The organism is Mycobacterium deserti, from assembly GCF_025345615.1.
GTDB classification, from domain to species: Bacteria; Actinomycetota; Actinomycetes; order Mycobacteriales; family Mycobacteriaceae; genus Mycobacterium; species Mycobacterium deserti.
This window is the reverse complement of the sequence record NZ_JAODWD010000003.1, coordinates 153528-165934: the sequence shown is the minus strand read 5'-3', so window position 1 is coordinate 165934 and position 12407 is coordinate 153528. Positions and strand designations below refer to the sequence as shown.

Annotated in this window: 13 protein-coding genes; 3 read left to right on the top strand and 10 right to left on the bottom strand. The window is 67.6% G+C overall.

Features of this window, described 5'->3' with window-relative positions; translation table 11 throughout:
- Window positions 1-44: 44 nt before the first annotated feature.
- Together N4S67_RS12090 and N4S67_RS12085 are read right to left on the bottom strand one after the other, a co-directional pair.
- Complete coding sequence (locus N4S67_RS12090; protein ID WP_260993231.1) at window positions 45-605, bottom strand: TetR/AcrR family transcriptional regulator; 561 nt, start codon at window positions 603-605, stop codon at window positions 45-47.
- 359 nt (window positions 606-964) lie between these two features.
- Window positions 965-1702, bottom strand: a complete 738-nt coding sequence (locus tag N4S67_RS12085) for an acyltransferase (RefSeq protein WP_260993230.1) — start codon at window positions 1700-1702, stop codon at window positions 965-967.
- 81 nt (window positions 1703-1783) lie between these two features.
- On the opposite strand from N4S67_RS12085, the gene N4S67_RS12080 reads away from it, so the two are divergent.
- Window positions 1784-3073, top strand: a complete 1290-nt coding sequence (locus N4S67_RS12080; RefSeq protein WP_260993229.1) for a PQQ-binding-like beta-propeller repeat protein — start codon at window positions 1784-1786, stop codon at window positions 3071-3073.
- A 146-nt stretch (window positions 3074-3219) separates the two neighbouring features.
- Complete coding sequence (locus N4S67_RS12075; RefSeq protein ID WP_260993228.1) at window positions 3220-4764, top strand: alanine/glycine:cation symporter family protein; 1545 nt, start codon at window positions 3220-3222, stop codon at window positions 4762-4764.
- Window positions 4765-4771: 7 nt separating this feature from the next.
- Here the strand turns inward: N4S67_RS12075 and N4S67_RS12070 are convergent, their stop codons facing one another.
- The 8 genes from N4S67_RS12070 to N4S67_RS12035 all read right to left on the bottom strand — a co-directional run bounded on the left by N4S67_RS12070 (window position 4772) and on the right by N4S67_RS12035 (window position 10899).
- Window positions 4772-5467 (bottom strand): esterase, encoded by a 696-nt coding sequence (locus N4S67_RS12070; RefSeq protein WP_260993227.1) that lies wholly within the window; start codon window positions 5465-5467, stop codon window positions 4772-4774.
- Between the two features lie 96 nt (window positions 5468-5563).
- Complete coding sequence (locus N4S67_RS12065) at window positions 5564-6766, bottom strand: THUMP-like domain-containing protein (protein ID WP_449288833.1); 1203 nt, start codon at window positions 6764-6766, stop codon at window positions 5564-5566.
- Complete coding sequence (locus tag N4S67_RS12060; protein ID WP_260994005.1) at window positions 6724-7704, bottom strand: class I SAM-dependent methyltransferase; 981 nt, start codon at window positions 7702-7704, stop codon at window positions 6724-6726. Before N4S67_RS12060 ends, N4S67_RS12065 begins: the two co-directional genes overlap by 43 nt.
- Window positions 7705-7739: 35 nt before the next feature.
- Entirely contained in the window at window positions 7740-8387 is a 648-nt protein-coding gene (locus N4S67_RS12055) for an enoyl-CoA hydratase (protein ID WP_260993226.1), read from the bottom strand.
- Window positions 8384-9223 carry an NUDIX hydrolase gene (locus N4S67_RS12050; RefSeq protein WP_260993225.1) on the bottom strand — a complete coding sequence of 280 codons (840 nt, stop codon included), beginning with the start codon at window positions 9221-9223 and terminating at the stop codon, window positions 8384-8386. Before N4S67_RS12050 ends, N4S67_RS12055 begins: the two co-directional genes overlap by 4 nt.
- The gene (locus N4S67_RS12045; RefSeq protein ID WP_390893388.1) at window positions 9220-10095 is read right to left on the bottom strand and encodes an ABC transporter ATP-binding protein; all 876 of its coding nucleotides are present in this window, start codon (window positions 10093-10095) and stop codon (window positions 9220-9222) included. Before N4S67_RS12045 ends, N4S67_RS12050 begins: the two co-directional genes overlap by 4 nt.
- The gene (gene yczE / locus N4S67_RS12040) at window positions 10020-10751 is read right to left on the bottom strand and encodes a membrane protein YczE (protein ID WP_260993223.1); all 732 of its coding nucleotides are present in this window, start codon (window positions 10749-10751) and stop codon (window positions 10020-10022) included. The genes N4S67_RS12045 and yczE overlap by 76 nt, the downstream gene beginning before the upstream one ends.
- Window positions 10744-10899, bottom strand: coding sequence for a hypothetical protein (locus N4S67_RS12035; protein ID WP_260993222.1), 156 nt, complete (start codon window positions 10897-10899; stop codon window positions 10744-10746). Before N4S67_RS12035 ends, yczE begins: the two co-directional genes overlap by 8 nt.
- A 63-nt stretch (window positions 10900-10962) precedes the next feature.
- Between N4S67_RS12035 and yczR the strand changes: the two genes are divergently transcribed.
- Entirely contained in the window at window positions 10963-12405 is a 1443-nt protein-coding gene (yczR, locus tag N4S67_RS12030; RefSeq protein WP_260993221.1) for a MocR-like transcription factor YczR, read from the top strand.
- Window positions 12406-12407: the final 2 nt, after the last annotated feature.

Here is a 12407-nt window from a genome sequence, read left to right as displayed (position 1 = left end):
GCTATTCAAAACATACCGTACCGTATTGTTTTAAGCCCGTCAGTTCACCGGGGCACCAACGGGAGCAGCTTCTCGTACACCCGTCCCAACTCGTCGGCGCCGACGGGCGGGACCGCCACAGCCGCCCCGATGGCAATCAGGTACGGCAGCAGGGCGGCCACCCGCGCCTCGGCATCGTTGGCGACGTGGGGCCGCCACACTCGCTGCAGCGCCGTCAGCCGCGCCTTGTCGATGCGCCCCTGCACTCGTCGGACTTCGGCATCCCAGGTGGCCCAGGCGCGCACCGCCACCTCGAGCTCAGGCCAGTACAGTTCGGGTCTACCTGCAGCGACGAGTTCGGTGAGCCGGCCAAGCACAGCGCGGGCGTCCCCCGAGGTCTGCACCCCGTCGATCGCTTGCTCGAGTGCATCGACCGACATGGCCTCAAAGTGCGCGAGAAGTTCCCTCTTGTACCCCTCCGCGCCGTCGAAATGGTGGTGGAAAGACCCCTTCGAGAGCTTGAGCTTGGCGGCGATTCGATCGATCCGCACCGCACCCGCGCCGTCGGAGGCCAACGCCCGAAGCCCGGCGTCGAGCCACTTGTCTCGCGTGTTGTTCCGGTTCATGAACCCTCCACTCCGCTTCGATCATACTGTACGGTATGGTTTGATCGACAACGCGCGAAACACGAGTCCCGGACCCCGAGGCGCACGGTTCTCGGTGTGGGGATGGCAGGCATCGCATCGGTGGGCGCCGCCGCGGTGGCGTCAGCCTGCGCGGCTGCCAGTTGCGCGCCGAACCAATCTTCCTGCATGGGCGCCCGCGGAGCTATTCCAGCGCGGCGCAACGAGACTGACCCCGCCCTCGTAGAAGGCTGGCTCACATTCGACGGCGTCGCGTCACCCAGGTCGACTTCTACGATGCCTCGGAGGTCGTGCCCGCTGCGGCCAACGCAGTTGTGGCCGGCCCGATGCGTACGTGCGGTTCAGCGTGACGCTTTTTTGCGCTCGATGTCGGCCAGCGCGGCGGCCAGCTCGGCGCGTTGCGCGGCCGACGTCTCCCACGCCAGCTGCCGGTTCTTGACCACCTTGGCCGGCGCGCCGACCGCGATCGAGAAGTCCGGGACGTCCCCGCGCACGACCGCGTGCGAACCCAGCACACACCCGCGCCCGATCGTGGTGTTGCGCAACACTGTGACCTTCACCCCGACCCACGTGTCGGGACCGATCCGCACCGGACCCTTGACGATGCCCTGGTCCTTGATCGGTACATCGATGTCGTCCATGCGATGGTCGAAATCGCAGATGTAGCACCAGTCCGCCATCAGTACCGAGTCGCCGAGCTCGATGTCGAGGTAGGTGTTGATGACGTTGTCGCGGCCCAGCACCACCTTGTCGCCGAACCGCAGTGAGCCTTCGTGGCAGCGGATCGTGTTCTTGTCGCCGATGTGCACCCACCGGCCGATCTCCATTGTCGACAGCTCCGGAGTCGCCTCGATCTCCACGCCCTTGCCCAGGAACACCATGCCGCGCGTGATGATGTGCGGGTTGCGCAGCTTGAACTTCAGCAGCCGCCAGTAGCGCACCAGATACCACGGTGTGTAGGCGCGGTTGGTCAGCACCCACTTCAGCGACGCGACGGTCAGAAACTTCGCTTGACGCGGGTCACGCAGCCGTGAACCCCGCCAGCGCTTGTGCAGCGGCGCGCCCCACATCGTCGTCATGGCCGGAAAGCCTACGCGAGCCGTGAGCCTGCCAACGGTTACCCTCACGTGGACTGAGAACGAGGAACGGGAAGAGGTCGAGTGTTCCGGCGAACGATCGTGCTGGCGTCAACAGCGCTGATCACGGCCACTTTGGCGGGATGCGGAGACACCGATTCATGGGTGGAGGCGCACCCCGCGTCGGGCTGGCCCGCGCAGTACGGCGACGCGAGCAACAGCAGTTTTGAAGCCACTGCCGGCGCCGGTGAGCTCCGGCTGGAGTGGACGCGGTCGGTCAAAGGCGATCTGGACGCCGCCGCGGCCTTGGGTTCCGGCAGCTACCTGGCCGTCAATGCGCAGACCCCCGGCGGCTGCTCGCTGATGGTGTGGGAGGCCGACAACAACGCCCGGCAGCGCTGGTGCACGCGGCTGGTGCAGGGTGGTGGCACGTCCAGTCCTCTCTTCGACGGGTTCGACAACCTCTACATCGGCCAGCCCGGCGCCATGCTGTCGTTCCCGCCGACGCAGTGGATCCGCTGGCGTCAGCCGGTGATCGGGATGCCGACGACACCGCGACTCCTGTCGCCCGGCCGCCTGCTGGTCGTCACCCATCTCGGCCAAGTGCTGGTGTTCGACGCGCACAAGGGCGTCGTCGTCGGTTCACCGCTGGATCTGGTCGCGGGCGTCGACCCGAGGGACTCTGAGCGGGGCCTCGCCGACTGTCGGCCTGCGCGTGCGCGGTGCCCGGTCGCCGCAGCCCCGGCGTTCGCGGCGGCAACGGGCATCGTCGTCCTCACACTGTGGGAACCCGACGCCCGGGCGCCAATGCTGGTCGGCCTGCGCTATCAGGAAGGTCAGACTCCGCTGCTCACCCGCGAGTGGACCAGCGACGCCGTCGGTGAGGGGCCGCTGGCCAGTCCCGTGATGTCGGCCGACGGGTCGACGGTGTACGTCAACGGCCGCGACCGGCGGCTGTGGGCGATCGACACGGCCGACGGCGCGCCGAAATGGTCGGTGCCGCTGGACTTTTTGGCGCAGACGCCGCCGTCGGTCTCTCCGGACGGCCTGATTGTCGCCGGCGGCGGGCCGGAGGCGAAGCTGGTCGCGGTCAAGGACGCCGGAGACCGCGGCGAGGTGGCTTGGACGCGTGACGACGTCATGCCGCTGTCGACGTCCAGCCAGTCCGGCACGGACACGGCTTACAGCGTGGTGCGCGACGGCGAGCGCGGCCAGGCGCTGCTCGTGTTCGATCCGGCCGACGGTCGGACCCTCAAGTCTTACCCGCTGCCGAATGCGACGGGTTATCCCGTCGGCGTCTCGATCGGCCACGATCGCCGGGTCGTGACGGCCACCAGCGACGGCCTTGTCTACGGCTTCGCGCCTGCCAAGTGACGCCGTTCGTCGCGGTGCAACAACCGCCTAACGCCGTCTAACCGCAGTGTGACTGATTCGTAACAACGGACGTGCGTTCGCATGCGAGCATCCGGGATGCCTCGTTCTGCGGGGCCGGCATCCGCATCGATACCAAGGTGGCAGATTTGTCCGAATTCCTCGACGCAGTCAACAGTTATGTGTGGAGCAACGCGCTGGTGTACCTGTGCCTGGCAGCGGGCGTGTACTTCTCCATCCGGTCGCGCTTCGTCCAAGTACGGCAGATTCCGGAGATGATCCGGTTGATGCTCAAGGGCGAGAAGTCGCCGTCGGGGGTGTCCTCGTTCCAGGCTTTGACGATGTCACTTGCCGGCCGTGTCGGCACCGGAAACATCGCCGGTGTCGCGACCGCGATCGCCTTCGGCGGCCCCGGTGCCCTCTTCTGGATGTGGGCTGTGGCGTTTCTCGGCGCATCCACTTCTTTCGTCGAATGCACCCTCGGCCAGATCTACAAAACGCGCGACCGATTGACGGGCGAATATCGCGGCGGTCCCGCGTATTACCTCAGCCGAGCGCTGGCGCACACCCGCGCTGCGGGAGCGTTCAAGGTGTACGGCTTCGTCTTCGCGGCAGTGACCGTGCTGGCCTGCGGGCTCCTGCTTCCGAGTGTTCAGTCCAACTCGATGGCCTCGGCGATGAGCTCGGCGTGGGGCTTCTCGAAGTGGTGGGTAGCCGTCGGCACCGTGATCGTGCTGGCCTTCGTCATCATCGGCGGGGTCAAGCGGATCGCGGCCTTCGCATCAATCGTGGTGCCCTTCATGGCGGTGGTCTACATCGCGCTGGCGTTGGTGGTCGTGCTGTTCAACGCCGAGCGGATCCCCGGAGTGCTGGAGATGATCTTCGCCAGCGCGTTCGGGCTTGACTCCGCGTTCGGGGCGATCATCGGCTCGGCAGTGATGTGGGGCGTCAAGCGCGGGATCTACTCCAACGAGGCCGGCCAGGGCACAGGCCCGCACGCCGCGGCCGCAGCGGAAGTCTCCCATCCGGCGAAGCAAGGACTCGTGCAGGCGTTCGCGGTTTATGTCGACACTTTGTTCATCTGTTCTGCCACCGGCTTCCTCATCCTCTCGACCGGGGCCTACCGCGTCTTCGAGGGCGAGTCCGACAGCGGCGACTTGATCGCCGAGGGCGGCATTCTTCCTTCCGACACCGAGGTCGGACCGGCGTTCGCGCAGGCGGGTTTCGACACCCTGTGGAGCGGCGCGGGATCGAGTTTCATCGCGGTGTCACTGGCGTTCTTCTGCTTCACCACGATCATCGCGTACTACTACATGGCCGAAACCAACCTGCGGTTCATGCTCGGCCGATTCTCCACGGTGCCGATCCCGGTGATCGGGGGCAGAGTGGGCGCCGGCGCGACCATGATGCTGCAGGCGCTGATCCTGGTATCTGTGGTCCTTGGCGCCGTATCGACAGCGACCGAAGCGTGGGTTCTCGGCGACATCGGCGTCGGACTGATGGCGTGGCTCAACATCATCGGAATCGTCATCCTTCAACAACCCGCGTACCGCGCCCTGTGGGACTACGAGAAGCAGAAGAGGGCTGGACTCGACCCCGTATTCGACCCGCATGCTCTGAACATCACCGGGGCGACGTTCTGGGAGAACTACGACCCGATCGCCACCAAGGACCGCGAACCGACGCGAACGTGAGTCGGCCCTAGAGAGCCAGCATCGGCGCGACGGCGGCGCGCGGCACCGTCGCCTGGACCGGGCCGGCCGACTCGGGGAACATCTCGCCCTGGCTGAAGAAGAAGATCAGCGAGTCATCGGTCAAAGCGAAGTTCTGGTAGTTGGTCGGGTCGCGCCCCTCGCCGGGCGCCACCGGGTCGGTGAGACCCTGCTGCCTCTCCAGGTATCGGTTGACCTCCGGATATATGACGTCGAGCGGCCGGCTGCCGGGTTTGAACAACGTGTTGAAGGTGATCGGCGCATTCTTGGCGACGTCCCAGTTGAAGGCCTGGTAGTAGGTCTGCGGATGAGCGCCGCCGACGTTCTGCCACACCGTGAACACCACGCTGCGGGTGCCGCCGATCGGCGGGCCCGAACGGTAGCCCGCCCCTTCGGCGTCGAGTTCGTACGGCAGGTTGTACGCGTCGGGATCCTCGGACACGTTGACGAACCCGTCGCGGGCCTGGGTCAGATAGGCGACCAACGGCTGCTGGTCCGGGTAGTCGTTGGGAAAGCTCAAGTCGAGGGTGTACGACGGCTTCTGCACGTGCACCCGGCACATCCCGTCAGGGCCGACGGCGCCCTGCAGATCGACGCAACCCGTATGGGCCGCCGCCGTGCCGGTGCCCGTCGCGCAGGCAATGACAGCGGCTGCCAACAGACCAGCCCACCTCACACTGTGCATTGTCGGACGTCCTTGCTGCCGGCGCCGGCGTCGATACCAGCTCATCGATGCCAGCGTACGTGTCGTTACAGCACGGACGAAAAACCCAACGCACGACTAGCGCGACGGACGACAGATATATGCCGTTGCCCGGCTCGCGGCTCCCGATCCAATGCGGGCGATGACGACCGAGGCGTGCTGTGATCCGCGCAGCCGCAACCGTGCCCGCAGCGCGTCGGGGTCGATGTCGACACCGCGGACCAGAATCTCGACGGCTTTGACGTCGCGGGCCGAAAGTGCCTGCCGCAGTCGACGTTCGCTGTAGCCGAGCTCGTCGAGCACCTCGAACCCGCGCACCCCGTCGGGCAACCGGTCCCCAGAGAGATAGGCGATGTCCGGGTCCAGCTGCCACAGCCCGTGTCGTGCCGCGTAATGGCGGACCAGGCCCGCCCGCACCACGGCGCCGTCGGGGTCGACGAGCCACCGTCCCGCCGGCGCGACGACGGTCGAGTCGGGGTCGGCGTCGGTGATCTCCTCGCCCGTGTCGAGCATGGTGGCGCGCCGCGTGACACCGGAGGTGGCGAGTCCCGGGGACCACAGGCACGCCTCACGCACACTGCCTGCCAGTGAGGTCACGGCGATCTCGCCGATGAACCCCAATCGCGACACCGCGTCGAAATCGATTCCCGGAGCGCACTTCACGACGTGATCACGTCCGCCGTACACCTGCAGTAGCTCATCCAATGGCGGCGTGTAGTCGCGCGGATCGAAGCGACGCCGGCCGCCGCGGCGCCGTGCGGGATCAAGCAGCACGACTGTGCCGCGGCTCACCGGCAGCAGGGCGTCGGCTCGACACAGAGTGACGTCGGCGACGTTATGTCGCGCCATCGCCAACCGGACTGGGTCGACGTCGCTGCCGACGGCGAGAGCTGCCGAATCCCGAAGCGCCGCAAGTTCGCTGCCGACCGAACACGTCGCGTCGTGCACGCGCATGCCGGCCAGCCGCCGCGCGCGATGCACCGCGACGGGTTCGGCGGTGGCCTGCTGTAGCGCCTCGTCGGTGAACAACCAGTCGTCGGGGTGGCTCAGTTTCGCGGCCGCGCGCCTTCGCAACACCGTCGTCTCGACCAGCACCGCGGCGCGTTCACCGAAATGCCTACGCGCCGACTCGATGTCGGCGACCAGGGTGGCGTCGCTCAGCCGGAGCGCAGCGACCTCGTGCAGCGCCTGCGTGCCGGCTTCCGAACGCAGGTAGGCGACGTCGTCGACGCCGAACGCTACGACGGCTTGACCCCGGTGATCATCACGTTGTAGTACCAGGATTTCGGGACGACCCGCCGCCAGATGTTGTTGTCTACCCAGCTCAGCGTGATCCAACTGTTGAACGCGAATTTGGCGTAGTTCCAGCCCAGCCGGCCCGGCGGCACCGCGGCCTCCAGCGTGCGCAGCGGCCATCCCAGCATGGCTGCGGTGAACTCCGTTGTGGCGGTGGAAATCTCGACGGCCCCGGCATTGCGCGCCATGCGCTCCAGGTCGCTGGGGGCGAACGTGTGCAGGTCGACGATCGCCTCCAGTGCCGCGGCACGCGACGATTCGTCGAGTTCGGCCTGCGGCCGTCGCCAACCGGACAGTCCCGGCAGGCGGGTCACGTTCGTCACCGCGCGCCACGTCAGTGTCGACAACGGGCGGGCGTAGTTCTCTCCCGCGTTCGTCGGCTCACCGGCGAAGATGAACCGGCCGCCGGGCTTGAGCACCCTGACCACCTCGCGCAGCGACAGCTCGACGTCGGGAATGTGGTGCAGCACCGCGTGCCCCACGACGAGGTCGAAGGAGTTGTCGTCATACGGGATGCCTTCGGCGTCGGCGACCCGGCCGTCGATCTCGAGGCCCAGGTTCTCGCCGTTGCGTACGGCCACCTTGACCATGCCCGGCGACAGGTCAGTCACCGAGCCGCGCCGCGCGACCCCGGCCTGGATCAAGTTGAGCAGGAAGAATCCGCTGCCGCAGCCCAGCTCCAGCGCGCGGTCATACGGCAGCTTGCGCTGCTCGGCGAAGGGCACCGTCGCGTCGAACAGGTCACGCGCGTAGTCGACGCACCGCTTGTCGTAGGAGATCGACCACTTCTCGTCGTAGGTCTCGGCTTCCCAGTCGTGGTAGAGCACCTGGGCCAGCTTCGAGTCGTGGCGAGCGGCCTCTACCTGCTCCTCGGTGGCGTGCGGGTTCGGGACCGGAGCCGCCTGGTCGGCGACATCGGGCATGGTGTCGATGTCCTCGAAGCTCATAACAGGGCAGCCTAAACGTCGAACGCGGCCTTGGCGGCAGCCAGTGCCCGCGGCGGGTAGTCGACGAACCGTTGCGCCCACGCAAGCGCCGCGTCGTAGACGTGGTCCGGCGCGACCATCTCGTCGATGAGCCGCAGCGCAAGCGCCTCTCTGGCGTCGAGGAACCGGCCGGAGAAGACCATGTCCTTGGCCTTGCCGATGCCGACTGCACCTACCAGCCGTGACGTCCCACCCGCAGGAGTAAGGCCGGCGAGTATCTCCGTCGCCCCGAACTTGACGTTGTCACCGCTCACCCGCCAGTCGGCGGCCAGCGCGAGCGTCAGACCACCGCCGAGCACATAGCCGGTGAGGGCCGCAACCGTCGGCTTCGGGATCGCGGCCACCGCATCGACCGCCGCCCGGCACACGCGCTTGGCGATGTCGTCCTCGTCGGGGGTCAGGGTTCGCCGTTCCGGCACGTCGTCGCCGGCGGAGAAGATCTCGTGTCCGCCGAAGACCACCACAGCGCGAACGTCGTCGCGGCCGCCGAGGTCGGCTGCGGCGTTGACGATCTCCCGGTACATCTGACGGGTCAACGTGTTCGTCGGCGGTCGCGACAACAGCAGCGTGGCGATGCCCGGCCGGTCATCGCTGGTGTGCACGGAGACGAACTCGGTCATGCCGACGACGACCCGTAGCCCTGGGGCGCGCGGCGGTTGCGGGCCGCGTTGTACCTGTCGCTGTTGAAGAACTCGATCTCCCAGTTGCCGGTGTCCTTGTTCGCGGCCAGATGCGGCTCCACCGCGACGATTTTCCGCTCCACCGCGAGCACTTCGGCGACAGTGCGGCCGTTGAGCGCGTCGAGCTGCGTCCACGTCGGTGGCAGCAGAAACGTGCGGCCGTTGGCGAAGTCGTCGAGCGCCTCCTGCGGCGTAATCCAGTCGGCCCTGTCGGTTTCGGTGTTCTCGCCGTCGGCCCGTTGGCCCTCGGGTAGCGCACCGACGAAGAAGAACGTGTCGTAACGCCGGGTGCGCTCCTCTTTCGGAGTCACCCAATTGGCCCACGGCCGAAGTAGATCTGCGCGCAACACCAAGTTCTCGCGACGCAGGAAGTCGGCGAACGACAGCGAATGGTTGGCCAGCGCGGCCCGGGCCTCGCTGTAGACCGACGCATCGTCGACCAGTACGTCGGGATCATCGGCGGGCCCGGCGAACAACACCCCGGACTCCTCGAACGTCTCGCGCGCCGCGGCGCACACCAGCGCCTCGGCCAGGTCGGGCTCGACGCCGAACCGGTGGGCCCACCATGCGGGGTCCGGACCGAACCAGGCGATGTCGGCGTTGCGGTCGCGGTCGTCCACGCCGCCGCCGGGAAACACCATCACCCCGGCGACGAAATCCATCGCCGAGTGCCGCCGCATCAGGAACACTTTGATGCCGGCATCGGTGTCGCGGATCAACATCACCGTCGCCGCGGGCCGCGGTGTCAAGGGCTCTTCGGCCGCTTCTGCGCTCATGCCCGCCTCCTGTGCGCCGCCCGGGTCCTGGCCCGACGCGCGAAATAGCGCCCGTCGGTGACCTCGAGCGCGATCGACTGGCCGAACGCCTTCGACAGGTTCTCCGACGTCAGCACATCCGAGAGCAGACCGGAGTCGACGACCTTGCCCTCGGACAGGATCAGGCCGTGCGAGAACCCGCGCGGGATCTCCTCGACGTGGTGGGTGACCAACACCATCGCCGGCGCGTCGGCGTCGTTGGCCAGATCCTCCAGCCGCGCCAGCAGTTCTTCGCGCCCGCCGAGGTCCAGACCGGCGGCGGGTTCGTCGAGCAGCAACAGTTCGGGGTCGGTCATCATCGAGCGCGCGATGAGCACCCGCTTGCGTTCCCCCTCGGACAGGGTGCCGTAGGTGCGATCGGCAAGATGTTCGGCGCCAACGCTTTCCAGCATGTCGATGGCCTGGTTGTAGTCGACCTCGTCGTACTTCTCACGCCAGCGTCCCAGCACGGCGTAGCCGGCCGACACCACGAGGTCGCGTACCAGTTCGCCGTCGGGCACCCGCTGCGACAGTGCGGAACTGCTGAGGCCCACGCGCGCGCGCAGTTCGGACATGTCGACGCGCCCGAGTCGCGAGCCGAGCACATAGGCCGTCCCGGACGAGGGATGTTCCATGGCGGCCGCGATGCGCAGCAACGATGTCTTGCCCGCGCCGTTGGGGCCGATGACCACCCACCGCTCGTCGAGTTCCACCGACCAGGTGATCGGGCCAACGAGAGTCTGGCCGGCGCGCCGCAGCGACACCTTGGCGAAATCGATCAGCAGGTCGGGGTCGGCTGCATCTCCTTCGGCGGGGGCCACTCGCCCATCGTAGTCAGGCGTTTTGTGTGCGATCCGTTGCGCCCACCGCTCGTTTTCGTGCGCAAGTCGCTGGCGTGCGCGACGGATGCCCACCCGCTGACCGCCAGGACGCGGTTGGGCGTGAGCCGCAGGAACAGTTGCACCAGCGGGCCGATGCCGAAGGCGTAGAGCACGGTGCCGACGCCGACGGTGCCTCCGAGCAGCCACCCGGTCAGCAGCGCCGCCGCCTCGATCGATGTGCGGACCACCCGCACCGACCAGCCCGTACGCACGACCAGGCCGGTCATCAACCCGTCGCGTGGCCCGGGGCCGAGCCCGGCCCCGACGTAGAGCACCGTGCTGAACGCGTTGAGCACCACGGCGCCGACCATCATCGCGATCCGCGCGGGCAACGACGTCGGCGGGGCCAACACCAGCAGGCCGGCATCGACGGTGACCGCGATGACGATCACGTTGGCCACGGTTCCGATGCCCGGACGGTTCCGCAGTGGGATCCAGGCCAGCAACACCGCCACGCCGACCACGGCCGACGCCACACCGATCGTCATGCCCGTACGCAGGGCCAGTCCCTGATGAAAGACGTCCCATGGGTCCAATCCCAGGCCGGCCCGGACCATCATCGCCATTGAGAAGCCGTAGCCGGCCAAGCCGATCAGCAGCGCCGCAGCGCGGGTCGCGCCGCTACGCATGGTGCGGGAAGCGGATCCGTATCAGCTCGAGCTCCTGCGCCATGCGCTCGGCGTCGCGGTCGACGTGATCGATGTAGGCCACCGGTGCCTGCCAACTGAGCGTCCGCGCGAGCCGCTTACCCAACCGAGGTATCCACTTCGTCGTCATGAGACCGATAATTGCGCCGACTGGCTTGCCCTTCAATAGCCAGTTAGCGCATACTGGCTGCAAATGACGATTGAAATGCCCGCGCGGGCCCTCAATGTGGACCTCTTAGCGCGCGAATTGGGCAACTGGCGCACGTCCAGTCGCAGCGGACCCGCCTATCAGGGGCTGGCCGACGCGATCCGGCTGCTGATCGTCGACGGACGCTTACCGGTCGGAGCGCGCCTACCGAGCGAACGGGCGCTGGCCGACGTGCTGCGGGTATCGCGCACCACAGTCACCGCCGCCTACACCCAACTGCGCGACGACGGGTACCTGAACGCCCGCCGCGGCGCCCGCAGCACCACCGCCCTGCCGGTGGCGCCCGCGGTTCGGCCCGACCCCACACCGCCGTCGGTCAGTCTGGCCGCGGCGGCACTGTCCGCGCCGGCGGCCGCGGTGATGGAGGCGTTCGCCGAAGCGGCACACGACGTGACGCCGTACCTGCACGCGCCGGGACACGAACTCGTCGGGGTGAGCGCGTTGCGGCAGGCCATCGCCGAAAGGTATTGCGAGCGCGGTCTTCCGACCGAGCCCGACGAGATCATGGTGACTACCGGCGCGCTGCACGCGATCGGCCTCATCTTGACGACGTATGTTCAGCCCGGCGATCGCGTCCTCGTCGAACAACCGACGTATCACGGCGCGTTGTCGGCCATCACCACCGCGGGAGCACGGCCGGTCCCGGTGGCACTGACCGATGACGGATGGGACCTCGACGCATGGCAGGCCGCGATTCATCAGGTGTCGCCCGCCCTGGCCTACCTGATCCCGGACAACCAGAACCCGACGGGAATGACGATGCCGGTGTCGGATCGACAACGTCTGGGGCGCATCATCGCCGAGACGCGCACCCGCACCGTCATCGACGAGACCATCCTCGACATGTGGCTCGATGAACCGATGCCCGGCCCCATGGCGGCCGAGATGACTGCGCGACGCGACCTCGTCCTGACGGTCGGCTCGATGTCGAAGTCGTTCTGGGGCGGGCTGCGTGTGGGCTGGATCCGGGCTGAACGCGCCACCATCGCCACCATATCCGCGCTGCGGCCATCCATCGACATGGGCACGGCAGTGCTCGAACAGTTCGCTGCGGCACGGCTTCTCGCGCGCAGGGAGGAGCTTCTACCGGAACGCCGAGAAATTCTGCGGAGCCGCCGCGAGTTCCTGCAGTCGCTGCTGCGCCGGCACCTCCCCGATTGGCAGCCCGGACCAGGTGTCGGCGGCATGTCGCTGTGGGTGCGACTGCCCGCTCCGATGAGCACCGCGCTGTCGGCCGCCGCCTCACGACTGGGTCTCGACCTGCCCGCAGGCCCGCGCTTCGGCGTGGACGGCACACTCGAGCGGTTCGTCCGCGTGCCTTATGCGCTGCCCGAGGATCAGTTGAGTGACGCCGTCGAACTGCTGGCCCGCGCCTGGCACAGCGTCACCGGGCTCTCCGCGCCGGAACCGACGACCGTGGTGGTCTAGTT